General features: G+C 65.1%; 19 protein-coding genes. 16 read left to right on the forward strand and 3 right to left on the reverse strand.

The features are described from left to right. Window positions 1-175: 175 nt before the first annotated feature. A complete protein-coding gene (locus GGD63_RS11530; RefSeq protein WP_183241897.1) occupies window positions 176-1,732 on the reverse strand; it encodes a glycine betaine ABC transporter substrate-binding protein in 1,557 nt (518 codons plus the stop codon). Beyond that, window positions 1,729-2,511 carry an ATP-binding cassette domain-containing protein gene (locus GGD63_RS11535; RefSeq protein ID WP_183241900.1) on the reverse strand — a complete coding sequence of 261 codons (783 nt, stop codon included), beginning with the start codon at window positions 2,509-2,511 and terminating at the stop codon, window positions 1,729-1,731. The genes GGD63_RS11530 and GGD63_RS11535 overlap by 4 nt, the downstream gene beginning before the upstream one ends. A gap of 279 nt (window positions 2,512-2,790) precedes the next feature. Between GGD63_RS11535 and GGD63_RS11540 the strand changes: the two genes are divergently transcribed. Both GGD63_RS11540 and GGD63_RS11545 read left to right on the forward strand, forming a co-directional pair. After that, a complete protein-coding gene (locus GGD63_RS11540; RefSeq protein WP_183241902.1) occupies window positions 2,791-3,609 on the forward strand; it encodes an ABC transporter ATP-binding protein in 819 nt (272 codons plus the stop codon). Next, window positions 3,609-4,397, forward strand: coding sequence for an ABC transporter permease (locus GGD63_RS11545; protein WP_183241904.1), 789 nt, complete (start codon window positions 3,609-3,611; stop codon window positions 4,395-4,397). Before GGD63_RS11540 ends, GGD63_RS11545 begins: the two co-directional genes overlap by 1 nt. 47 nt (window positions 4,398-4,444) lie before the next feature. Here GGD63_RS11545 and GGD63_RS11550 read toward each other — a convergent pair whose 3' ends face one another. Next, entirely contained in the window at window positions 4,445-4,894 is a 450-nt protein-coding gene (locus tag GGD63_RS11550) for a cupin domain-containing protein (protein ID WP_183241906.1), read from the reverse strand. Between the two features lie 138 nt (window positions 4,895-5,032). On the opposite strand from GGD63_RS11550, the gene GGD63_RS11555 reads away from it, so the two are divergent. The 14 genes from GGD63_RS11555 (at window position 5,033) to GGD63_RS11620 (ending at window position 23,111) form a co-directional block, all read left to right on the forward strand. After that, on the forward strand, window positions 5,033-6,058 hold the full coding sequence (locus tag GGD63_RS11555; RefSeq protein WP_183241908.1) for an ABC transporter substrate-binding protein: 1,026 nt from the start codon (window positions 5,033-5,035) through the stop codon (window positions 6,056-6,058). Between the two features lie 28 nt (window positions 6,059-6,086). Further along, window positions 6,087-6,791: an NUDIX hydrolase gene (locus GGD63_RS11560; RefSeq protein ID WP_183241910.1), complete on the forward strand. Its 705-nt coding sequence runs from the start codon at window positions 6,087-6,089 to the stop codon at window positions 6,789-6,791. A gap of 94 nt (window positions 6,792-6,885) precedes the next feature. Continuing rightward, window positions 6,886-8,208, forward strand: a complete 1,323-nt coding sequence (locus GGD63_RS11565; RefSeq protein WP_183241912.1) for an ABC transporter substrate-binding protein — start codon at window positions 6,886-6,888, stop codon at window positions 8,206-8,208. A 12-nt stretch (window positions 8,209-8,220) separates the two neighbouring features. Then, the gene (locus GGD63_RS11570; RefSeq protein ID WP_183241914.1) at window positions 8,221-8,988 is read left to right on the forward strand and encodes an ABC transporter ATP-binding protein; all 768 of its coding nucleotides are present in this window, start codon (window positions 8,221-8,223) and stop codon (window positions 8,986-8,988) included. 3 nt (window positions 8,989-8,991) lie between these two features. Continuing rightward, entirely contained in the window at window positions 8,992-9,696 is a 705-nt protein-coding gene (locus tag GGD63_RS11575) for an ABC transporter ATP-binding protein (RefSeq protein ID WP_183241916.1), read from the forward strand. A gap of 5 nt (window positions 9,697-9,701) precedes the next feature. Further along, the gene (locus GGD63_RS11580; RefSeq protein ID WP_183241918.1) at window positions 9,702-10,583 is read left to right on the forward strand and encodes a branched-chain amino acid ABC transporter permease; all 882 of its coding nucleotides are present in this window, start codon (window positions 9,702-9,704) and stop codon (window positions 10,581-10,583) included. After that, on the forward strand, window positions 10,580-11,599 hold the full coding sequence (locus tag GGD63_RS11585) for a branched-chain amino acid ABC transporter permease (RefSeq protein WP_183241920.1): 1,020 nt from the start codon (window positions 10,580-10,582) through the stop codon (window positions 11,597-11,599). Before GGD63_RS11580 ends, GGD63_RS11585 begins: the two co-directional genes overlap by 4 nt. After that, on the forward strand, window positions 11,559-12,488 hold the full coding sequence (locus tag GGD63_RS11590) for a polyphosphate kinase 2 family protein (protein ID WP_183241922.1): 930 nt from the start codon (window positions 11,559-11,561) through the stop codon (window positions 12,486-12,488). The genes GGD63_RS11585 and GGD63_RS11590 overlap by 41 nt, the downstream gene beginning before the upstream one ends. Next, window positions 12,485-13,522, forward strand: coding sequence for a patatin-like phospholipase family protein (locus GGD63_RS11595; protein WP_183241924.1), 1,038 nt, complete (start codon window positions 12,485-12,487; stop codon window positions 13,520-13,522). The genes GGD63_RS11590 and GGD63_RS11595 overlap by 4 nt, the downstream gene beginning before the upstream one ends. A gap of 877 nt (window positions 13,523-14,399) precedes the next feature. Continuing rightward, window positions 14,400-16,739, forward strand: a complete 2,340-nt coding sequence (locus GGD63_RS11600; RefSeq protein ID WP_183241925.1) for a mechanosensitive ion channel domain-containing protein — start codon at window positions 14,400-14,402, stop codon at window positions 16,737-16,739. Window positions 16,740-16,841: 102 nt separating this feature from the next. Then, on the forward strand, window positions 16,842-17,840 hold the full coding sequence (locus GGD63_RS11605) for a tripartite tricarboxylate transporter substrate binding protein (protein WP_183242327.1): 999 nt from the start codon (window positions 16,842-16,844) through the stop codon (window positions 17,838-17,840). Between the two features lie 293 nt (window positions 17,841-18,133). Continuing rightward, window positions 18,134-19,786, forward strand: a complete 1,653-nt coding sequence (locus tag GGD63_RS11610; RefSeq protein WP_312013175.1) for an NAD-dependent malic enzyme — start codon at window positions 18,134-18,136, stop codon at window positions 19,784-19,786. A gap of 416 nt (window positions 19,787-20,202) precedes the next feature. Further along, a complete protein-coding gene (locus tag GGD63_RS11615; RefSeq protein ID WP_183241929.1) occupies window positions 20,203-20,595 on the forward strand; it encodes a BlaI/MecI/CopY family transcriptional regulator in 393 nt (130 codons plus the stop codon). Beyond that, complete coding sequence (locus GGD63_RS11620; protein WP_183241931.1) at window positions 20,592-23,111, forward strand: M56 family metallopeptidase; 2,520 nt, start codon at window positions 20,592-20,594, stop codon at window positions 23,109-23,111. Before GGD63_RS11615 ends, GGD63_RS11620 begins: the two co-directional genes overlap by 4 nt. The last annotated feature ends 133 nt before the right edge of the window (window positions 23,112-23,244 follow it).

Here is a 23,244-nt window from a genome sequence, read left to right on the forward strand (position 1 = left end):
CACCGTTATCCCCGCGCAATGGCAAAGCCATTGTCGCTGGAGGTGCCGGAGCGTAGCGGAGGCCTCGAAGGATGTACGGCCCGGCTACATCGTGGCCGCTCATCCTTCGAGGCTACGCGCGCACTGCTTCGCAGCGCATGCCCCGCACCTCAGGATGACGGTGTGTGCAGCGGACCTACTGCTTAATCTTCCCCCACAGCCACCTCGCCACCGCATCCGGCGACGAATTCGCGTCATTGCCGCTGGCGCGCAAGTTCGCGTCGCGCATGGTGGCGATGTCGATCTTGCCGAGCAGCGGTTGCAGCGCCGTCCTGAGCCGCACGTCGCCGGCGCGTTTCGGCGCCAGCAGCAGGATGGCGTCATAGGGTGGGATGGCGTGTTTGGGATCGTCGAGCGTGACGAGGTCGTATTTGGCGATCAGGCCGTCGCTGGTGTAGCCGGCGATGACGTCGACCTCGCCGCTGGCGACCGCCGCATACATGAAGTCCGGCTGCATCTGGCGCTGGGCGCGGAACTGGAGCCCATAGGCCTTTTGCAGCGCCGCCCATTCGGGGCGCGAGAAGAATTCGTAGTCGCCGGCGATCGACAGCGTCGAGGCGTGTGCGCTGAGGTCGGCGATGGTGCGGATGCCGAGCGCCTCGGCGCGCTTCCTCGGCATCACCAGCGCATAGGCATTCTCGAAGCCGAGCTCGCCGAGCAGGGTGATGTTCTCCTTCGCGAGCGCCGTCTTCAATTCCGCCACCAGCTCGGCGCGCGGCTTGATGTCGGTGCGATGCAGCTGGTTGGCCCAGAGCGTGCCGGAATAGTCGACATAGAGATCGATGTCGCCCGCCTTCAGTGCCTCGAAGATCACGCTGGAGCCGAGGCCGGAGCGCGCCGTGGCCGAGAGGCCCGCCGCCTGGAGGCGGTCCCTCATCAAGGCCGACAGCACATATTGCTCGGCGAAGGTTTTGGCGCCGACGACGTAGCCCTGCGACGAGCGGCCCATCGTCGGCACCAGCGTTGCGACGACCAGTGCCGCGATTCCCGCGGCGCCGAGCCCGGCGCGCAAGCGGCTGCGGCGGCGCAGGCCGCCTTCGATCAGGCCGAGCAGCTGGTCGACCGCGAGCGCGAGCAGGGCCGAGGCGAGGCAGCCGAACAGCACGAACACCCAGTTCTGGGTCTGGAGCCCGGCGAAGATGTAGTTGCCGAGGCTGGTCTGCCCGATCGGCGTCGACAGTGTCGCGGTGCCGATCACCCACACCGCGGCGGTGCGGATGCCCGCCATCATCACCGGCAGCGCCAGCGGCAGCTCGACCATGACAAGCGACTGCCGCGCGGTCATGCCGACTCCCTTGGCAGCTTCGATCAGCGCGGGATCGATGCCGTTGAGGCCGGTGATGCCGTTGCGCAGCACCGGCAGCATCGAATAGAGCGCCAGCGCCAGCATCGCCGGCAGGAAGCCGAACGCCGAAAAGGAAACGCCGAACCAGGCGAGGGTGACCGCGGCCGCCGCGAGCAGCAGCGGATAGAACAGCGCGAGCAGCGCCAGCCCCGGGACAGTCTGCACGATGCTGGCGAGTGCGAGCAGGATGCCGCGCGGCGCCGGACGGTTGCGCGTCAGGATCGCCAGCGGCAGGCTGACGGCGAGGCCAAGCGCGAGCGCGGCAAGGCTCACCCGCACATGGTTGCCGAGATAGTCTGCCAGATGCGACAGCGCCTCGCCCCAGCGCGGATCGGAGAGGAGGCTCATGCCGCACCGCTCTGCGGCAGCAGTGCATTCAGCCGCTCCACCTGGCGCCGCGGCGTGCGCAGCAGCTCGAGCACGTAAGCGTCGCCGCTGCTCGAGAGCTCTGCGGGCGTGCCCTGCGCCAGCATCTTTCCGCCGCGCATCACCGCGATGCGGTCGGCGAGCAGGATCGCCTCGGTCATGTCATGCGTGATCATCACGGTGGTCAGGCCGAGGCTGCGGTGCAGCGCGCGATAGTCTTCGCCGAGCGCATCGCGGGTGAGGGGATCGAGCGCGCCGAACGGCTCGTCCATCAGCACGATATGGGGTTTTGCGGCAAGCGCCCGCGCCACGCCGACGCGCTGGCGCTGGCCGCCGGAGAGAGCCTCGGGCAGGCGGTCGCGATGCGATGCGCGGTCGAGCTGCACGAGCTCCAGCAGCTCATCGACGCGCCCAGCGATGGCCGCTGCCGGCTCGCCCAGCAGCTTCGGCGTGATCCCGATATTGTCGGCGACACTCAGATGCGGAAACAGCCCGCCGCTCTGGAAGACGTAGCCGATCCGCCGCCGCAGCGCGACCGGATCGGCGTTCCGCACGTCCTCGCCCTCAACCATGATCGCGCCGCCATCGGCCTCGATCAGCCGGTTGGCGAGCCGCAGCAGCGTGGTCTTGCCCGAGCCGGACCCGCCCACGATGGCCACAAACTCGCCCTCGGCGATATCGAGCGACACATCGTCCACAGCCCTGAGGGAGCCGAAGCTCTTGGTGACCTTTTGGTAGCTGATCGCCAGCTTGGAAGGCATCGCGGGTCGGCTCGCTTTTCTCTTACCCTCCCCTGGAGGGGGAGGGTCGATCGCGCGCAGCGCGAGCGGGGTGAGGTGATCTGTCCACGCGGGCACCGCCTCTGTGGAGAGACTGTCACCCCACCCCGTCTCACATTTCGCTGCGCTCATGTGAGCCGACCCTCCCCCTCCAGGGGAGGGTAAGAGCACGGCAAGTCCCCATGCGTAGCACGCTTGGCGGCTTGATTGAACTTGGCCGCGCGAGAGGCTAAGGCATCGGCCTGAGTTCGGAGGAAACATATGACAACGCCAACGGCAGTGGCGCTGGAAGATGCCAAGGTTGCGTTCCGGCTAGGGGACGGCCGGGTTTATACGGCGGTGGAGAAGGCGCATCTTGCGGTCGCGCAGGGCGAATTCGTCGCCATCGTCGGCCCGACCGGTTGCGGGAAATCGACGCTGCTCAACGTCGCGGCCGGCCTGCTCAAGCCCGCCGCCGGCAGCGTCAGGATATTCGACCAGCCGCTCGCCGGGCTGAACCGGGATGCCGGCTACCTGTTCCAGGCCGACGCGCTGTTCCCCTGGAAGACCGCCCTCGACAATGTCGCGATCGGGCTCGAGATCAAGGGCACGCCGCGCACTGATGCGCTGCCGCAGGCCCGGAAATGGTTGACCTCCGTGGGCCTCGGCGCCTTCGCCAATCGCTATCCGCACATGCTCTCCGGCGGTCAACGCAAGCGCGTGGCGCTCGCGCAGGTGCTGATCCGCGACCCAAAAATCCTGCTGATGGACGAGCCGTTCGGGCCGCTCGACGCGCAGACGCGCCAGGTCATGGGCAATCTCCTGCTCGACTTGTGGAACGCCGACCGCAAGGCGGTGCTGTTCGTCACCCATGATCTGGAAGAGGCGATCGCGCTCGCCGACCGCGTGGTGATCATGTCCGCGGGGCCGTCCTCGCGCATCATCGGCGATTGGCGCGTCAGCTTGCCGCGCCCGCGCGACATTTTCGAGGTGCGCCTCGACAAGGAGTTCCATGCGCTCCATCGCGAGATCTGGAGCGTGCTGAAGGACGAGGTGATGAAGGGTTACGCGCAGTCCACCCACGCGGCGGAGGCGGTCTGATGTCGCGCCCGACGCTGTTTGCGCTGCAGGTCCTGGTCGCGGTCATCTGCATCGTGCTGTGGCAGGTGCTGTCGACCGTTCCCGTGTTCGGCAAGATCCTGCTGCCGCCGTTCTTCTTCTCCAATCCGTTCGATGTGTTCAGCCAGATCGTGAAATGGTTCGCTTCCGGCGTGATCTGGAAGCATCTCGGCATCACGCTGGCGGAATCGATCCTCGCCTTCGTGATCGGATCGGCCGGTGGTGTGCTGATCGGCTTCTGGTTCGCGCGCCAGCCGCTGGTCGCCGCGGTGTTCGACCCCTACGTCAAGATGGTCAACGCACTGCCGCGCGTCGTGCTGGCGCCGATCTTCGCGCTGTGGCTCGGGCTTGGCATCTGGTCCAAGGTTGCGCTCGGCGTGACCTTGGTGTTCTTCATTGTCTTCTTCAACGTCTATCAGGGCGTCAAGGAAGTCAGCCGCACCGTGCTCGACAACGGCCGCATGCTCGGCATGAGCGAGCGGCAGTTGATGCAGCACGTCTACTGGCCGTCGGCGCTGTCGTGGATGTTCTCCTCGCTGCACACCTCCGTCGGCTTTGCCGTGGTCGGCGCGGTCGTCGGCGAATATCTGGGATCGGCCGCAGGGCTCGGCTATCTGATCCAGCAGGCCGAGGGCGTGTTCGATGTCGCAGGCGTGTTCGCCGGCATGTTCGTGCTGTCGGCCTTCGTCATCCTGATCGACTACGGCGTGACGCTGGTCGAGCGGCGCCTCCTGGTGTGGCGGCCGACCGCATCGGATGGGCGCGGCTAGGGCCAATGGGACCCGCGCCTCTGCGCGAGCCCCATTGGTACGAACGATCAATCCAGCAGCTTGGTGTCGTCGGGCGCCTGCGGCGGCGTCTTGATCGCGATCGCCTTGACCTGGCCGCTGGTCGGCTTGGTGCCGCCATGCGCCGTGCCCTTGGGGATGATGACGAGGTCGCCCGGCTTCACCGCGACCTCCTTGTCGCCGAGCCAGATCGTCCCGGTCCCGTCCAGGATGTACTGGATCTCGTTGGTGTTGGGATGCATGTGCTTGGGCACATTGCCGACCTGGATCGAGACGGTGGCGCCGTCGGCGCCCATGAACATCTTGGACCGGTAGCCGACATTGTTGGCGGGGCCGAGCGCATCGCCCTCCATCTCGCCGGTGTGGATGATCTGCGCGGTGATGTTCTCGGCGGCCAGCGCCGGCCGGAGCAGCTGGTTCGCGCCGCATCCGGCGGCAAAGGCGGCGGCGATCGACAGCCCGGCAACAAGGCGATTCATGGATGATTCTCCCCATCAGGAATTGTTCTTGTTCAGCCATGCTATTGCGCCGAAAGGCCGATGGCCAGCCCACTCAGGCAGTGCTTCTCAAGCCAGTCCCGCTGCTCTATGGTGCCGCCGGCCGAACGGAGGAAACCAATGAAGAAAACGATTGCCAGGCTCGCCGGCGCGCTGTTCGCGTTGACGCTCACCACCTCGCTTGCCGCAGCCCAAAGCAAGGTCACCGTCGCGGTCGGCGGCGGCTCCTGCCTGTGCTATTTGCCGACGGTGCTGGCCAAGCAGCTCGGCGAGTACGAGAAGGCCGGCCTCAATGTCGAGCTGGTCGACCTCAAGGGCGGCTCGGACGCGCTCAAGGCCGTGCTCGGCGGCAGCGCCGACGTCGTCTCCGGCTATTTCGACCATTGCGTCAACCTCGCCGCCAAGAAGCAGGAGCTCCTGTCCTTCGTGGTCTATGACCGCTATCCCGGCCTCGTGCTGGTGGTCGCGCCCTCGCGGACCAATGACATCAAGTCGGTCAAGGACCTCGCCGGCAAGAAGGTCGGCGTCAGTGCGCCCGGCTCCTCCACCGACTTCTTCCTGAAATACATGCTGAAGAAGCACGGGCTCGACCCCACCAGCGCCGCCGTGATCGGCGTCGGCCTCGGCGCCACCGCCGTGGCCGCGATGGAGCAGGGGCAGATCGACGCGGCCGTGATGCTCGACCCCTCCGTCACAGTGCTCCAGGGCAGCCACAAGGATCTGCGCATCCTCAGCGACACCCGCACCCAGAAGGATACGCTCGAGACGTTTGGCGGCGAATATCCTGGTGGTGCGCTGTACTCGACGGCGGCCTGGGTCAACGGCCACGAGAAGGAGACTCAGGCGCTGACCAACGCAATCCTCGCCACGCTCGCCTGGATCCATTCGCATTCGCCCGAGGAGATCATGGCGAAGATGCCGGAAGAGACCGTCGGCAAGAACAAGGACCTCTATCTCGCGGCGCTGAAGAACACGATTCCCATGTTCTCGGAGACCGGCAAGATGGACCCGAAAGGCGCCGACGCCGTGCTTGCGGTGTTCAGCGTTGGTTCGCCCGAGGTGGCGAACGCCAAGATCGACGTCAGCAAGACCTTCACCAACAAATTCGTCGACCAGGCCAAGAAGACCACGGGGAGTGCCAAATAGCTGACGCGAAGGCGTGGTACCAGGCGTCATGACGTCACCGGTCATTCATCGCGTCACAACGCTTGATCTTGCCGTGCGGCCGATCGTCTGGCCGTTCGCGGAGGAACGGCGCGCCGAGATCGCGGCGCATTTCGCCGAGAAGCAGCGTGAGCGGCCGAAGATCTGGAACGGCCGCGTCCTGCTCGGGCGCGATGCCGTGTTCAGCGACGGCCATCTTGCCGCGACCTATTTCGAGACCGATTTCGCAAGCTTCCTCGCCTGGCGCGACTGGGGCTTTCCCGACAAGGCCGTGTTCAACGGCTTTGGCATGGGCGCGTTGCGCGCGTCCGACGGCGCCTTCATCATGGGCGAGATGGCACCCCACACCGCCAATGCGGGCCGCGTCTACTTCCCCTCGGGCACGCCTGACCTCGACGATGTCAGGGACGGCACGCTCGACATTCCCGGCAGTGTCGTCCGCGAACTCGGCGAGGAGACCGGCCTGACCGCGGCCGACTACCGGGCCGAGCCGGGCTGGCATTGCGTCGTCACCGGCCCCTCGATTGCGATGCTGCAGGTCATCAATCTGGATGTGCCGGGCGATGTGGCCCGCGCCCGGATCGAGGCCAATCTTGCTCGCGAGACCGAGCCGGAACTGTCGGCCATCCATCTTGTGCGCGGGATGAGCGATCTCACGCCGGCCATGCCGCGATTTGTCACGGCCTTTGTCGAGCAGCAGTTCGCCTCGCGCTGAGCGCGAGGCTTGACATCGCCGCGCGCAGCCCATGTGATGGGCAAAAAAGCAAAAGCAACAAGAATGCAATGCACAATCGTCCAGGGAGGTTTAGATGCGCCTGCGCATGGCTGCCCGCTTGGTACGTGGGCTGTTGGTCGCGATATCAGCGACGGGCTTGACGGCTGCGGCCGAGGCTCAAGACAAGGCTCAAGAGAAGAAGCTCAAGATCGGGGTCATCTATGATCTGACGGGCCCGCTCGCCGGCGGCGGTTCGGAGCTGCAATATACCGGCGCAAGGATCATGCTGGATCAGTACAGCGCGAAAGGCGTCGAAGGCTACAAGATCGAGGCGATCTATGCCGATGCTCAGAGCAAGCCGGATGTCGCCATCAACGAAGCGATCCGTTTGATCGAGCAGGAAAAGGTCGACATGCTGCTCGGCTTCTTTTCATCGGCGCAGTGCGTGCCGGTGGCAGCACGCGCCGAGCAGCTGAAGAAGTTCATGTGGGTCACGACCTGCATTTCTTCCGCGGTGCTGGAGAACAAGAACTACAAATACGTGTTTCGCCCGCAGGCGAGCGGCGACCAGTTCGGCATGATGACGATGGATTTCATCGCGCAGAATGCCAAGGAGAAGCTCGGCAAGGAGCCGAAGGACCTGCGGGTCGCCATCATCCACGAGGACGGCGCCTACGGCGTCGACGTTGCCAAAGGCAATGAGGCCGGTGCCAAGAAGGCCGGTTTCAACATCGTGCTCAGAGAGGGCTATTCGGCGACGGCCCCGGATTTGTCCGCGCTGGTCACCAAGCTGAAGCGGGCCAAGCCGGATGTGATCTTCCACACCGGCTACAATCCCGACATCACCCTGTTGCTCCGGCAAGCTCGCGAACAGGGGCTGAAGTTCGGCGCACTGGTAGGACATGGCGCCGGCTACGGGGTCTATGAGAAGCTGAAGGAAGGCCTGGGCTCCGATGCAAACTACGTCTTCAACACCGATCCGATCTCGATCTGGCTCGCCAACCAGAAGACCATGGATCCGAAGCTGCCGCCGGTCATCAAGGCGGTTGGCGAGGAGTTCGACAAGCGCAAGCCGGGCGTTGCCATCCGTTCCGCCCATGTCGGCATGGCTGCGTCCAACACCTACTTGTTCCTGACCGACGTGCTGCCGCGAGCAATCAAGAAATATGGCGGCGTAGATCCCGACTCCCTGCGCAAGGCAGCACTGGACACCGACATACCCGAAGGCGGCACCATGCTCGGCTTCGGCGTCAAATTCCACGGCGAGGGCTCGCCAATGGCCGGCCAGAACGAGCGCTCGTTCCCCGTCGTGATCCAATACGTCGACGACAAGTCCTATGTGGTGTGGCCCAAGAGTCAGGCGCAGCGCGAGGCCGTGCTGCCGCTGCCCAAGGGCACCACCTACAGCAACCAGTAGCGGAGTGCTCCGGTGTTGGAAGTCAGCGGGCTGGTGAAGCGGTTTGGCGGCTTCACCGCCGTGAACAACGTGTCGTTCAGGGTCGACCAGGGCGAGATCCTCGGCCTGATCGGTCCCAACGGCTCGGGCAAGAGCACGATCTTCAACATGCTCTCCGGCACGCTGGCCCCGACCTCCGGCTCGATCCTGTTTGCCGGTCACGAGATCGCGGGCCTCGCGCCGCACCGGATCATCAATCGCGGAATCGGGCGGACCTTCCAGATTCCCCGGCCGTTCCGCCGCCTGAGCATTTTCGAGAACGTCGCGCTCGCCGGCTTCTACGGCCAGGGCCGCCACAGCCGCGCCAGGGCCGAGGAGGCGGCCGAGCGCGCGCTCGCGATGGTCGGCCTGCCGATCGATCGCGATGCCAGTGTCGACGGCCTCGGCGCAGCAGGGCTGAAGAAGCTCGAACTCGCCAAGGCGCTCGCCACCGCGCCAAAGCTGCTGCTCGCCGACGAGAGCCTCGGCGGTCTCGACGAGGCCGAGATGGACCAGGCCGCGGACATGCTGCGCAACATCCGCGATGAGCTCGGCATCACCATCATCTGGGTCGAGCACATCATGGGCGTCCTGATGCGCGTCGTCGACCGCGTCATGGTGCTCGATCATGGCGAGAAGATCTCGGAAGGCCTGCCGAGCGCGGTCGCCGGCGATCCGCGCGTCATCGAGGTCTATCTCGGCACCGATGCTGAGACCACGCAGGCCGCGGCCGCCGAAGCGCGCCGCCGCGCGGGAGGTTAGCCGATGCTGGAGCTCCGCGGCGTCAATGCCGGCTACGGCACCTTCCAGGCGCTGTTCGACGTCAATCTCGACGTCAGGGGCGGCGAAGCCGTCGGCGTCATCGGCCCCAACGGCGCCGGCAAGACCACCCTGATGCGCGTCATCTCCGGCCTGATCCGTCCCTCGCGCGGATCGATCAAGATGGAAGGCGTCGATGTCGTCGCGACGCCGCCGCACAAGATCGTCAGCCTCGGCATCGCGCATGTGCCGGAGAACCGCCGGCTGTTTCCGCAGCTCACGGTCGACGACAATCTCAAGATGGGCGCCTTCACGAAGGAGGCACGCCGGCACTATGCCGAGCGGCTGGATGTGGTGTTCGACCTGTTCCCGCGCCTGAAGGAGCGCCGCCACCAGATGGCCGGCACCATGTCCGGCGGCGAGCAGCAGATGTGCGCGATCGGCCGCGCGATGATGTCCAATCCAAAGCTGCTGTTGCTCGACGAGCCGTCGGCGGGGCTCGCGCCGGTGGTGGTGCAGCAGGTGTTCGAGCTGGTGAAGCGGATCCGCGCCAGCGGGCTGACGGTGCTGATCGTCGAGCAGAACGTGCAGCAGGTGCTGAAGGTGGTCGACCGCGCCTACCTGATCGAGGCCGGCACGATCCGGGCCTCCGGCACCTCGGCCGAGATGCTGGCGAGCGACACGGTCAAGGAAGCTTATCTCGGGGTGTGATGGGCATGCAGGCGTTCCTGGACATTTTCGACATCTATCTACTGGAGGCCGTCATCAACGGCATCCTGCTCGGCGGCGTGCTGGCGCTGCTCGCGCTCGGACTCAACCTGATCTTCGGCGTCATCGACGTGACCTGGATCTGCTATGCCGAGCTGGTGATGATCGGCATGTACGCCATGTATTTCATGGTGCAGTACTACGGCGTCAGCTATTTCGTCGCGGCCCCGCTCACCATCCTGCTGGTTGCCGTCCTCGGCGCGGCGCTGCACTACCTCGTGATCGCGCCGCTGCTCACGGCGCCCCCGATCAACCAGCTGCTCGCAACCGGCGGCGTGCTGTTCGTGCTGCAGAGCTTTGCCACCGTCGCCTTCGGCATCGACTTCCGCAATCTCGGCATCCGCCTGCCGGTGCTCGCCTTCGGCGACATGAATTTCAGCTACGCGCGGCTGCTCTCGTTTCTGGCCGCGCTGGTCGGCATGGTCGCCGTCTATCTGTTCATGACGCGCACCTTCACCGGCACCGCGATCCGCGCCATCTCGCAGGACCGCCAGATCATGGCGTTGATGGGCGTCGACACCAGGCGCATCTATCTCATTACGTCGGCCATTGGCGGCGGGCTGGCCGGGCTCGCCGCCTGCCTGCTCGTGCTGCAATATGACGTGCACCCCTTCGTCGGCCTCTCCTTCGGGCCGATCACCTTCCTGATCTGCGTGCTCGGGGGGCTCGGCAATTTCATCGGCGGCTTCATCGCGGCGTTCGTCTTCGCCGAGATCATCTCGCTCGGCGGCCTGTTCTCCGACCTCGAATGGGGCTATGTGCTCGCCTTCGCCTTCTTCATCGTCATGATGTTCATCCGGCCCGCGGGCCTGCTTGCGAGGCGCCGATGATGGGACAGGGACGTCTCGCTGCATGGGGGATGGGGCTGGCGGCACTGATTGCGCTGCCCTTCGTCTATCGCGATCCCTATCATCTGCACATCCTGGTGCTGATCCTGATCTGGTCGTTCGCCTATACCTCCTGGTCGATGATGGGGCGGTTCGGCCTGGTCTCGCTCGGACATGGCGGCTTCATGGGGATTGGCGCCTACGTCACCGCGCTATTGTGGAATCACCTGGGGCTGTCGCCATGGATCGGCATTCCCATCAGCATGGCGGCGGCCGGCGCGCTGGCGCTGATCGTCGGCTATCCCTGCTTCCGCTTCCGCATCACCGGGCATTATTTCGTGCTGGTGACGCTGGCGCTGTCAGGCATCGTGCTTCAGGTCATCACCGCGACGCGCGACTATACTGGCGGCTCGCTCGGCTACACCCCGAACCGCGCCTCGGGCAACAAGCTGCTGGCGCTGCAATTCGACGACAAGACGACCTGGTACCTGATCGCGCTCGCGGTCTGGCTGTTCGGCATCGTGGTCTGGCACTTGGTCGACCGCAGCATGGCCCGCTATGCCCTGGAGGCGATCTCGGAGGACGAGGACGCCGCGGCCGCGGCCGGCGTCGACGTCACCGCCGAGAAGCTGAAGATCACGCTGCTCAGCGCGTTGATGACGGCGCTCGCGGGCGCGATCTACTGCCAGTACCAGATGTTCATCACCCCCGACACGGTCAGCGGCATCGCGGTGTCGCTGCAGATGGTATTCGCGGCGATCGTCGGCGGCCTGTTCGTCTCGCTCGGCCCGACCGTCGGCGCCATCATCACCATCCTCCTGGCCGAGACCCTGCGCATCGGCTTCGGCACCAAGGCGGTCGGCTGGGACAATCTCGTCTACGGCGTGCTGCTCGTGCTCTTCATCATATTCCTTCCCAAGGGCATCCTTGGTAGCTTGCTCGACCGACTGAAGCCGCAACGCAAGGTATCCCGCGCTCATGAGCAAGAAGCCGTCCAAATCGCTCGCCCAGGAGCTTGACCGCTACGTCACGCCATTCCGCTACGATGGCTCGGGCAAGTTTCACCTCAAGGACCACAAGACCGACGAGAGGGGCGATCTCGACAAGGAGAAGGCGCTCGCGATTCTCGACGCCAACAAGAAGCGGCTGGTCGAGTTTCAGGAGAAGCTCTACGCCCAGGATCGCTGGTCGCTGCTGATCGTGTTCCAGGCCATGGATGCAGCCGGCAAGGACAGTGCGATCAAGGCGATCTTCGAGGGCATCAATCCGCAGGGCTGCGAAGTCACGGCCTTCAAGGCGCCGAGCAGCAAGGAGCTCGACCACGACTTCCTCTGGCGCCACGTCATCGCGCTGCCCGAGCGCGGCCGTATCGGCATCTTCAACCGTTCCCATTACGAGGAATGCCTGGTGACGCGTGTGCACCCCGAGATCCTCGCCAAGGAGAAGCTGCCCTCGAGGCTCGTCACCAAGAACATCTGGAAGGAGCGGTTTGAGGACATCTCCGCATTCGAGCGCTATCTCTGCCGCAACGGCACCGTGGTGCTGAAGTTCTTCCTCAACGTGTCCAAGGGCGAGCAGCGCGAGCGCTTCCTCGACCGGCTGGAGGATCCGGCCAGGCAGTGGAAATTCTCCATGGACGATATCAACGAGCGCGCGCTGTGGCCGCGCTACCAGGCGGTCTACCAGGACATTGTCCGGCATACGGCGACCTCCCATGCGCCCTGGTACGTCGTGCCCGCCGACCACAAATGGTTCGCCCGCGTCGTGATCGGCTCGGTGATCAATGCCGCGCTCGAAAAGCTCGACTTGCGCTTTCCCCGCGCCGACAAGGCCTCGCTGGAGGAATTCAAGCAGGTGCGCATGGCGCTGGAGAAAGAAGGGGCGGGAGGCAAGAAGAAAGCAAAGTGACAGCCAACGGGACCACGAACTGCAAGAACGTCAACTTCGCGCTCCAGGGCGGCGGCGCGCACGGCGCCTTCGTCTGGGGCGTGCTCGACCAGGTGCTCGAAGATGGCAGGCTCGCGATCGAGGCGATCAGCGCGACCAGCGCCGGCGCCATGAATGCGGTCGCGATGGCCTCCGGCATGGCGCACGGAGGTGCGGAAGCCGCGCGGGAGAGCCTGCACGCATTCTGGTACGAAGTGTCGCGCATGGACATGGCGTACGATTTGATGTCGCCTCTGAACCAGTGGATCCAGGCCTTGAGGCTGCCGCCGGAATATCATCCGGTCCACGCCGTCATCCACACGCTGACGCACACGCTGCCGCCGGGCCTGCTCAATCCCTTTCATTTCAATCCGCTTCGCTCGCTGCTGCAGCGCGTGGTCGATTTCGACCGGCTCAATTCCTCGCCCGAGGCGCCGCAGCTGTTTCTCAACGCCACCAACGTCCGCACCGGCAAGATCAAAGTGTTCCAGAGCCCGCTGCTCACTGCGGACACCGTGCTCGCCTCGGCCTGCCTGCCGCCCTATTTCCAGGCCGTCGAGATCGACGGCGAGCACTATTGGGATGGCGGCTATCTTGGCAATCCTGCGATCTATCCGTTGATCTACCGCAAGGGCAGTCACGACGTCATCATCGTGCAGGTCACGGCGATCCGGCGCGACGAGCTGCCGACCAGTGCAGCCGATGTCCTCCACCGCATCAACGAGATCAGCTTCAATTCGTCCCTGATGCGCGAGATGCGCGCGATCGCCTTCGCCACGCGGCTGATCGACGACGGCGAACTCGACAGCGACAGGCATAGCCGCATGTACATGCATTGGATTGGCAACGACCAATTGATGTCGCAGCTCGGCACGGCCACGCAGTTCCACCCCGAATGGAGCCTGTTGTGTCGCCTGCGCGACGAGGGCCGCGAGGCGGCGCGAAGCTGGCTGGCGCGCAACTTCGACCAGATCGGAAAGTCCTCGACGGTCGACCTGGCAGGCATGTTTCTCTAGACCGCTGAGCCGGCCATCGACAAAAGAGTTCGAAAACAACCCCATGCACAGTAGCCGAGGATAGCGGAATCAATGGCTTGCCTGGTTGGGCCGCTCTTGTTCGGATTTAAAGAATTTTGTTTGACCCGTCGGGCAAAACAGGGGCATGATGTCACCATGCCCCGCGGCCTCCTCGATGTCCGCGACTCCGCGCGGAAGCGCTCGCGATTGGCGAATGCGGCCGGCAGTTCATATGTTGGGACGCAGTGGTTCAGGGAACTCGCGCGTTCAAATGTGATCCTTCAGTCATCGATCCTGCTTGACAGTTTTGTGTCTCAGGAGGAGCATCGCCAAAGTCGCGAATACGCGACGCGTAACGTCCACCTCATGAGCAAGGGGAGGTCTATGACACCACCTCCGCAAATCCAGCCGCGTTAATTGCGATGGAGCTCGTTCGGACTATCGCATAGCGGCGGAAACCGCGAACGGCACGCCGGGTCAAGGTTTAGCGGGCTGCATCAGTGAGGCATAGCCCCTACCTTCCCGGCGCTGTGATTCTGACACGCTCGCGTTGCGCGGACCTCACGAGGTCGCGCCGGCATTTGGCATCATGTCTTCTCCTCCTCTTCGCCGTCATTCCGGTGTCCTCCCGGAATGACGGGAGAGGTTTTGGCGTGAGCATCGGTTCCATCGATGCGTTCCTACACGTCGGCATTTCGCCGGGTTGGACGCGGAGTTTCTGGCTCCTGCATTGCGGCAAATGCCAAGAGAATGTCGCCTCAAAGGCCAACTTCCGACACAGGGTCGGGGCGAATAGCGGTCATCCGACATGACGCATGCGCTTCGGCGGCGACGGTCCCGTCGCCGCAGGCGCATTCATTTTATTCAGGGAATCCGCGTGTCGCATAAGCTTGTCCCGGCGCTTCTCGCAGCGCTCTTCCTCGCCATCGTGTCTTTCGTCCCGACTCGCGCCGAGCAGCCCGCGCCTGATGTCAAGGGTGCGAACGCGCTGTCGCCCGATGAGGCGAAGCGCGCGCTGGAAACCCTTCAGGACGACAAGAAGCGCGCGCAGATGATCGCCACGTTGCGCACGATTGCGAATGCGTCGGGTCAGGAGCAGTCGGCGGCTCCGCCGCCTGAACAGAAATCGCCGATCCCGCTTTCGGCCGACGGCCTCGGCGCACAGCTCCTGCTCACGGTGTCGGAGGAGATCGGCGAGATCTCGCGCGATGTCGCCGACATGGCTCGGACGCTCACCAATTTCCCGGCGTTCTATTACTGGATCGTGCGGACCGCGAACGATCCCACCGCCTATAATCTCCTGATCGAGATCGCCTGGAAACTCGCGCTGGTGTTCGGCTGTGCCTTCGCCGCGGAGTGGGTGATCTTCCGTCTGATCCGGCGTCCCGTTGCCTTCCTCGAAGGACGCGTGCCGCAGACCTTACGCCTGTCGGCGCAGGCGCTCCCAATTGCCGAGCCGCCGTCCTCGGTGGCCGACGTCACTCCCGCGCCCGAATTGCAGAAGCATCGTCACAGCCTCGCGCGCGTCTGGCAATTGCTGCTGCGGCTGCCCTTCGTGGTCGGACGGCTCGTGCTCGAGCTGCTGCCGGTGTTCATTTTCGTTGGTCTGGCGACCGCGCTGCTCGGAACGGAGATCGGCGAACCCGCCACCGTCCGCCTCGTGATCCTCGCGGTCGTGAACGCCTATGCGTTCTCGCGCGGGCTCATCTGCGTCGTTCGTGCCCTGGCGGGACCGTTTGGCCTGTTTCCGGCCCGTGCCGAGACCGCGGCCTATGTCGAGATCTGGGCCCGCCGCATCGTCGGCGTCGGTGTGTCCGGCATCGCCTTTGCCAATGTTGCGCTCCTGCTCGGCTTGCCCCGCACCGGCTATGCCGCGCTGCTGCGCATGGTGATGCTGGTCGTGCATCTCTTCGTCGTCGTCATCGTCCTGCAATGCCGCCGCCAGGTTGCGGACGCCATTCGCGCGCCCGCCGAACGGCAGGGCATTGCGGCACGCCTGCGCAATCGCATCGCCGGCGGCTGGCATTATCTTGCGATCGCGCTTGATCTCGCGCTGTGGGCGGTGTGGGCGCTGAACATCCGCAACGGCTATTCGCTGCTGTTGCAATATTTCGTCGGGACCGTCGTGGTGGCGCTGATGACGCGCGTCGCCATCATGGTGACGCTGGGCCTGATCGACCGCGGCTTCCGCATCAATCCGGAGATCCTTCAGCGCTTCCCGGGGCTGGAGATCCGTGCCAACCGCTATTTGCCGCTGCTGCGCAAGCTCGTCTCGGGTGTGATCGCCTTCATCGGCTTCGTGGCCGTGCTCGAGGTCTGGGGCGTCGATGCCATCGTCTGGTTCTATGGCGGCCAGATCGGCGGCCGGCTGATCTCGGCGATGGTGACGATCGGCATTGCCGTATTTATCGCTGCGGCGATCTGGGAAATCAGCAATGCGCTGCTGGACCGCCAGATCAATGCGCTGTCCAGGGACGGGCACTATGCCCGCGCGGCGCGCCTGCGCACCTTCCAGCCGATGCTGCGCACCGCGCTGCTCTGCCTGATCGCCACCGTCGTCGGCCTCACGGCGTTGAGCGAGATCGGCGTCAATGTCGCCCCGCTGCTGGCGGGCGCCGGCATCGTCGGCATCGCGATCGGGTTCGGTTCGCAGAAGCTGGTGCAGGATCTCATCACCGGCCTGTTCCTGCTGCTGGAGAACACGGTGCAGGTCGGAGACACCGTCAGCGTCTCGGGGCTCTCGGGCGTCGTCGAGAACGTCTCGATCCGCACCATCAGGCTTCGCGCCGGCGACGGCGCCGTGCACATCGTGCCGTTCAGCGCGGTCACCACCATTACCAATGCCAGCCGCGGCGCCGGCAACGCCTCCGTCAGCGTCAACGTCGCCTACAAGGAGGACACCGATCGCGCCGGCCAGATCCTCAAGGACATCGTCGACGAGATGCGACGCGAAGCGGACTTCCGCGCGCTGATCCGCGGCGATCTCGAGCTGTGGGGCGTCGACAAGGTCGACGGCGCGATGGTGTCGATCGTCGGCCAGATCCGCTGCACCGAGGCCGGCCGCTGGCCGGTGCAGCGCGAGTTCAACCGCCGCATGAAGCTGCGCTTCCAGCAGAACGGCATCGAGGTCGCGTCCTCCGCCCAGACCATTCTGATGCAGATCGCGCCGCCGGCAGAGGGGGCCGCCAATCTGACGCCGCGGCGGGCGGCCGGATAGAAGCTCCGCGAAATTCCAGCTTGCCTGCGCTCGCCCGGCAGCGTTCACTCCAGCCTCAGCCTGCTGACAACATGCGGGCGGCAAAAAAGGGTGGAGACGATGATGCGGGGGCTGTGGGCCGGATGTCGCGGTCATGTGTTCGTCATTTGCGCGTTGATCGGATGCGCGGCGTGGGCCGCACCCGGCAACGCGCAGCCGTTTCCGTCGCGCCCCATCACCCTCGTCGTGCCGTTCGCCGCGGGCGGCCCGACCGACACGCTGGCGCGGATCCTGTCGGAGCGGATCGCGGCCGAGCTGCACACGACGGTCGTGGTCGAGAACGTGGCGGGTGCGTCCGGCAGCATCGCCGGCGCCCGCGTCGCACGTGCGGCGCCTGACGGCACCACTGTTACCATCGGCCATTGGGGCACGCATGTGCTCAACGGCGCGATCCTCAAGCTGCCTTATGACGTGGTCGCCGATTTCGAGCCGGTTGCGACCATCGCGATGGGCACGCAGCTCATCGTCGGCCGGAAGTCGCTCGAGGCCAACAACCTCAAGGACATGATCGCGTGGCTGAAGGCCCACCCCGGCAAGGCCACCGCCGGGACCGCCGGCGCGGGCACCGGCGCCCATGTCGCCGGCGTCTTCTTCAAGGAGAAGACCGGGACCGACTTCCAGTTCGTGCCCTATCGCGGTGCCGGGCCGGCGATGATCGATCTGGTCGCAGGCCAGATCGACATCATGTTCGACCAGGCGTCGAACTCGCTGCCGCAATACAAGAACGGCGCCATCAAGGCGTTCGCCGTGACCTCGCCGACACGGCTTGCATCTGCACCTGATATTCCGACTGTCGACGAGGCGGGCCTGCCCGGGCTCTATATTTCCTACTGGCACGGCATCTGGGCACCGAAGAACACGCCGAAGGAGATCGTCACGAAGCTCAACGCGGCCATCGTCGCCGTGCTTGCGGATGCTTCCGTCAAGCGGCGCTTTGGCGAACTCGGGCAGGAGATACCGCCTGTAGACCAGCAAACGCCCGCAGCGCTCGCCGCTTTCCAGAAGGCCGAGACCGAGAAATGGTGGCCGATCGTGAAGGCCGCGGACATCAAGCCTGAGTAGCTGCAACGTCAGACATCCCTATCCCGGAACATTCCCGTCATTCCGGGGCGCGACGAAGTCGCGAACTATGGTGTGCAATTGCGCACCATAGTTCGCGCTAACGCGCGCCCCGGAATGACGAGGAAGAGAGTGCAGGCGCCGCGTTAACCCTTTTGCGCGTAACTGCCGGTCTTTCGAGCAGTCTCGCTGCGGTGCGAGATCACAATCGACGCGGCGAGGGCAACGTCCTTGATCTCTGGGGAACGCTGGCCGACAATGTCCGCCGTTCAATCAAAAGCTCCTTGGGGGAATTCGTGAATAGACCTGCCCGGGTCGTTGCCCAGCCTTCATCGTCCGATCAATCGCACGGCATGACGCTGCTGCGCGACCCCTTGCTCAACAAGGGCACTGCCTTCACGGAAGCGGAGCGTGCCACACTCGGCCTGCGCGGCCTGTTGCCGCCCTGCGTGCTGACGATGGAGACGCAATCTCAGCGCGTGCTCGTCAATCTGCGCGCGCTGCCGACCGACCTCGAAAAATACGTCGCGCTGAACGCGCTGCATGACCGTAACGAGGCGCTGTTCTTCCGTGTCGTCGTCGACAATATCGACGAGATCCAGCCGATCATCTACACGCCGACCGTCGGGCTCGCCTGCCAGAAATTCGGCCTGATCTTCCAGCGGCCGCGCGGCATGTTCATCTCCTCGCGCGATCGCGGCCAGATCGCCGAGATCCTGAAGAACTGGCCCTATCAGGCCAAGCTGATCGTCGTCACCGACGGCGAGCGCATCCTTGGCCTCGGCGATCTCGGCGCCAACGGCATGGGCATTCCGGTCGGCAAGCTCTCGCTCTATTCGGCCTGCGCCGGCGTGCATCCCGAACTGTGCCTGCCTGTTGTGCTCGACGTCGGCACCAACAACGAAGAGCTCCTGAACGATCCGTATTATCTCGGCCTGCGCGAGCGCCGGCTCTCGGGCGAGGCCTATGACAGCTTCGTCGACGAGTTCATGCAGGCGGCGCGGAAGACGTTCCCGGACGTGCTGATCCAGTTCGAGGATTTCGCCAATCACTCGGCGTTCAAGCTGCTGCACAAATATCGCGACGAGGCCTGCGTCTTCAACGACGACATCCAAGGCACTGCGGCGGTGGCACTCGCCGGCCTGTTCTCGGCCTTGCGCATTTCCGGCGGCAAGCTGACGGATCAGAAGATACTGTTCCTCGGCGCGGGCGAGGCGGCGACCGGCATTGCCGATCTCGTGGTCTCCGCCATGATGGCGGAGGGCGCGACGGAAGCCGAAGCGCTCCGGCGCAACTGGCTGGTGGATTCCCGCGGCCTCGTCGTCAGCGGCCGTGAGGGCCTTTCCGGCCACAAGCTGCGCTATGCCCATGCCGGCCAGGCGCCGATCTCCGACTTCCTCACCGCCATCAGGACGCTGAAGCCGACGGCGATCATCGGCGTCGCCGCGGTCGGCGGCGCCTTCACGCCAGAGGTGCTGAAGGCGATGGCCGAGCTCAACGAGCAGCCGATCGTGTTCGCGCTGTCCAATCCGACCTCGAAGGCGGAATGCTCGGCGGAGGATGCCTATCGCTACACCGAGGGCCGCGCGCTGTTCGCCTGCGGCAGCCCGTACGATCCGGTCACGCTCAGCGGTCGCACCTTCGTGCCGCGCCAGGGCAACAATTCCTACATCTTCCCCGGCGTCGGCCTCGGCGTCATCGCCAGCCGCTCCAAGCTAGTGACGGACGAGATGTTCATGGCGGCCGCCCATACGCTCGCCGATTGCGTCGGCAAGGAGGACCTCGCCCAGGGCAGCCTCTATCCGGCGCTGCCCCGCATCCGTGAGGTCTCGGTCCGCATCGCAGCCGCGGTGGCCGACGTCGCCTATCAGCGCGGCCTCGCCGACGGACCCGCGCCCAATGACGTCAGGGCCCTGGTGCAGTCGCAGATGTACGAGCCGAAGTACTGAGCGCCACAACTCGAGTCGAGTTCGCGGAGATAGCCCCTCACCCCACCCTCTCAGCGCGAGCGAAGCTCGTCGCGGCCCCGTAAGAACGGGGCGAGGGAGCGTGAGAGTGGCGCGTCCCTGACGTCGGATGACTAGCCACATGGTTCGCGCTGACGCTTCTTAACCTCTCCCCGCTCTTCTGCGGGGAGAGGTCGGATTGCCCCGGCGATGCGAAGCATGGTCCGGTGCGATCCGGGTGAGGGGCAGGGCACTCTGCCAATCGCGTCGGAGCTCCATCCGACTCCTCAGAGGCTTCTAGACCCCCGTCAGGTCAGCCCATCAACACCATTTCAGGTAGAATCGCCGTTGTGTTGCGCGGCCGTATATGCGACAGTCTGTAGCGTTACAAGAAAACTCAATCCGCAAGGTCAGGTGCCATGGACGATCGTTTGCCCGAACTCGGCGACCTCGAGCATGAGGTCATGCAACTGGTTTGGGCCCATGGTCCTGTTACGGCCGAAATCGTGCGTGAGCGGTTGTCGCGGCGCCTGAAGGAATCCACGGTGCGCACGGTGCTGCGCCGGCTGGAAGAAAAAGGCTATGTCAACCACACGGTGGACGGCCGCACCTACGTGTACCACGCCGCCGAACCCCGCGCGCGCGTTGCCGCGAAGGCGGTGCAGCGCATCGTCGACTGGTTCTGCAACGGCTCGATCGAGGAGGTCCTCGTCGGCATGGTGGACAACAAGATGCTCGACCAGCAGCAATTGCGCTCGCTGGCCGACCAGGTGGCCAAGGCGAAGAAAGCGAGGGGAGTGAAGAAAGAATGATCGCAACTCTGGCGGAGGCGGCGCTGCGCTCCTTTGTGCTGGGAGGCGTCGTCTGGTTCGGTCTCACCCTGTTTCGCGTGCGCAATCCGCACGTCCACATGACGGCGTGGGTCGTCGTGCTGATGGCCTCGCTCGCGATGCCATTCGTGATGCATTGGCCGACGCTCACCATCGACCGGTTGCCCTCGTCCATGCCGGTGCCGGGCGAATTGTGGCCGGCCGATATCGCGATGCTGGAGACGCCGCAGCCGGCGCTGCCGATCACGCCTCTCGCCGTCGCCGCGCCGCCGGCGAGAGGCGGCGTCTCGATCGACTGGTGGCTGGCGGCGACGATCGTCTATGCCGGCGTCGCCGGCCTGTTGCTGCTGCGGCTCGCCATCGGCCTCGGCCTGACCTGGCGCCTGGCGCGCGCGGCGAAGCCGATGAAGGGTGCGCAGTTGATCGATGCCGATATCCGCGTCAGCCGCGACGTCGGCGGTCCCGTCACCTTCGGCTCGACCATTCTGGTGCCGCCGCAATTCGCAAGGTGGGATGCGAAGAAGCGCCTCGCGGTGCTCGCGCATGAAAGTGCGCATGTCGCCAACCGCGATTTCTACGTCCTCCTACTGGCCTCGCTCAATCGCGCGGTGTTCTGGTTCAGCCCGTTCTCCTGGTGGCAACTGGCGCATCTCGCCGAACTCGCCGAGATCATCAGCGACGCGCAGGCGATCGAGGTGATCGACGACCGGCTGTCCTATGCGGAGATCCTGCTCGATTTCGCCAGCAGCGTGAAACCGCGCCCGGTCGAGCTCGCGATGGCGCGGGCCTCGACTGTGCGCGCCCGTGTCGAACGCATCATCGCGGCCGCCGCGATGCCCGTCGCGGTTGGCTGGCGCAAGCGGCTGTGGATCGCGGCCGCGATCGTGCCGGCCGTGATCGTGTCGACCGGCATGATCGCCTACCGCACGCCGGACCCTGCGCCTACTGTTGCGGATAGCGGCGAGGTGCCTGCTCAGCATTACCGTCCCTTCGTCAATTTCTACGCGATGGGCCCGGCCTCGGTGTTCGCCATCTTCCGCGAGGGCGACGAGCTCTATGGACAGCTGACCGGACAGCGCAAATTGCGCCTGACGGTCGCGAGTGACGGCACCGCGTCCTACGCGGCCTCGTCTGGCGAGATCACGTTCTCGGCTGATGCGGAGCGCCGCTCGGCCGAGCTGGTGCTGCGCATGAACGGCCGCGACATACGTGCGGTTCGCCTCGTCGAGGTGCCGACGCCGGCAACTGGACCGGCGCCACTCGATCAATATGTCGGCTGGTACAAGGTCGCGCCGAACCGCGTTCTCACAGTGGGTCGCGACGGCGATCGGCTTCAGGTGCAGGAAACCGTGCAGGGCCGGGCGGCACTTCTCGCCGAAGGCGCCGACGTCTTCTCGATCCATGGCGACAACCTCCTGATCTTCCTGCGCGACGAGCAGGCCAAGGTCTCGCGCGTGCTGGTCCAGAATGCGGTGTTCGGCGCCCGTCTGGCGCCGCGGATCGATGCGGCGGCGGCGCAGGCGATCGAGGCCGACTTCGCGCGCCGTGTTGTGGAGGTCCCGGATCGTTTCCGCGAACAGGTCCCCGTCGCCGGCGGCAAGGAGATGATCCTGCGCGGGATCGAGGATCTGCGCCGGGGCATGCCGAACTACGATCGCATGAGCGCACCGCTGGCTGCCAAGATCCACCGTCAGCTCAATGAGACGCAGGCGACGTTCGTGGCGCTCGGCGCGCTCGAGTCGATCTTCTTCCGCGGCGTCGGCCCCGGCGGCTACGACATCTACGGCGCCAAGTTCGAGAACGGCACCGCGGAATTCCGCCTGTTGATCGAGCCGGACGGCAAGGCCGGCGACGTATTCTTCCGCGCCGACGGCAATGACGAGCTCGGCGGCATCGTGCCTTGCGCGGAGGAGGCGAGCGTTCGCGGCCGTGCCGGTACCTCGCCGATCAGGATCATGGTCTACAACGAGCTGGGCGACGACATCCGCGTCTTCAATCTCGATGCCGACGGCAATCGCAAGAGCCAGAGCGTGGTCAGATCCAACATGAGCTGGGCTGCCACGACCACCGTGAACAATCCCTGGGTGATCGCCGACAAGTCGGGGCGGTGTCTCGAGGTCCTGATGCCGGGCCGGCAGACGCGCTTCCACAATGTCGAAGCTTCAAACCTCGGCGCAAAGCCGGGGCGCGCCGCGCGCCGCGCCGTTCCGATCGCCAATGGCGAGGAGATGCTGCGCCGCTACATCGAGGGCGTCGGGAAGGGGCAGCCCGATTACGAGCACATGACGCCTGAGGTCGCCGACATCACGCGACAGCAGCTTCCGTTCGACCAGGCCATCCTGGCGCGGCTCGGCGCGCTGCGTGCGGTGTCGTTCCGCGGCGTCACCGCGCTCGACAGCGACATCTACATCGCCCAGTTCGCCAACGGCTCGGCGGAATGGCGGATCGGCGTCAGGAACGGCACGATCACCAAGATCGCGCTCGGGCCGAATTTCTAGAGATCGTTGCGGTCGCCCGTCCGTCGCATCGGATGGGCGGCGCGCGATAGCCGAACGGGGATGCTGCAATCTCTGCTTGCCCGGGCACATCTCAAGTGTTACGATTTGTAGCATTACGGTTCGTAGCCTCGTA

This window comes from Bradyrhizobium sp. cir1 (genome assembly GCF_014198245.1).
Lineage (GTDB): Bacteria > Pseudomonadota > Alphaproteobacteria > Rhizobiales > Xanthobacteraceae > Bradyrhizobium.

Excerpts from the sequence above, each read along its gene's own strand:
- GGD63_RS11585 (WP_183241920.1), top strand. The coding sequence starts at position 10,580 with ATGATGGGACAGGGACGTCTCGCTGCATGGGGGATGGGGCTGGCGGCA.
- GGD63_RS11590 (WP_183241922.1), top strand. The coding sequence starts at position 11,559 with ATGAGCAAGAAGCCGTCCAAATCGCTCGCCCAGGAGCTTGACCGCTAC.
- GGD63_RS11540 (WP_183241902.1), top strand. The coding sequence starts at position 2,791 with ATGACAACGCCAACGGCAGTGGCGCTGGAAGATGCCAAGGTTGCGTTC.
- GGD63_RS11605 (WP_183242327.1), top strand. The coding sequence starts at position 16,842 with ATGCGGGGGCTGTGGGCCGGATGTCGCGGTCATGTGTTCGTCATTTGC.
- GGD63_RS11615 (WP_183241929.1), top strand. The coding sequence starts at position 20,203 with ATGGACGATCGTTTGCCCGAACTCGGCGACCTCGAGCATGAGGTCATG.
- GGD63_RS11545 (WP_183241904.1), top strand. The coding sequence starts at position 3,609 with ATGTCGCGCCCGACGCTGTTTGCGCTGCAGGTCCTGGTCGCGGTCATC.
- GGD63_RS11530 (WP_183241897.1), bottom strand. The coding sequence starts at position 1,732 with ATGAGCCTCCTCTCCGATCCGCGCTGGGGCGAGGCGCTGTCGCATCTG.
- GGD63_RS11580 (WP_183241918.1), top strand. The coding sequence starts at position 9,702 with ATGCAGGCGTTCCTGGACATTTTCGACATCTATCTACTGGAGGCCGTC.
- GGD63_RS11575 (WP_183241916.1), top strand. The coding sequence starts at position 8,992 with ATGCTGGAGCTCCGCGGCGTCAATGCCGGCTACGGCACCTTCCAGGCG.
- GGD63_RS11555 (WP_183241908.1), top strand. The coding sequence starts at position 5,033 with ATGAAGAAAACGATTGCCAGGCTCGCCGGCGCGCTGTTCGCGTTGACG.
- GGD63_RS11535 (WP_183241900.1), bottom strand. The coding sequence starts at position 2,511 with ATGCCTTCCAAGCTGGCGATCAGCTACCAAAAGGTCACCAAGAGCTTC.
- GGD63_RS11620 (WP_183241931.1), top strand. The coding sequence starts at position 20,592 with ATGATCGCAACTCTGGCGGAGGCGGCGCTGCGCTCCTTTGTGCTGGGA.
- GGD63_RS11550 (WP_183241906.1), bottom strand. The coding sequence starts at position 4,894 with ATGAATCGCCTTGTTGCCGGGCTGTCGATCGCCGCCGCCTTTGCCGCC.
- GGD63_RS11560 (WP_183241910.1), top strand. The coding sequence starts at position 6,087 with ATGACGTCACCGGTCATTCATCGCGTCACAACGCTTGATCTTGCCGTG.
- GGD63_RS11565 (WP_183241912.1), top strand. The coding sequence starts at position 6,886 with ATGCGCCTGCGCATGGCTGCCCGCTTGGTACGTGGGCTGTTGGTCGCG.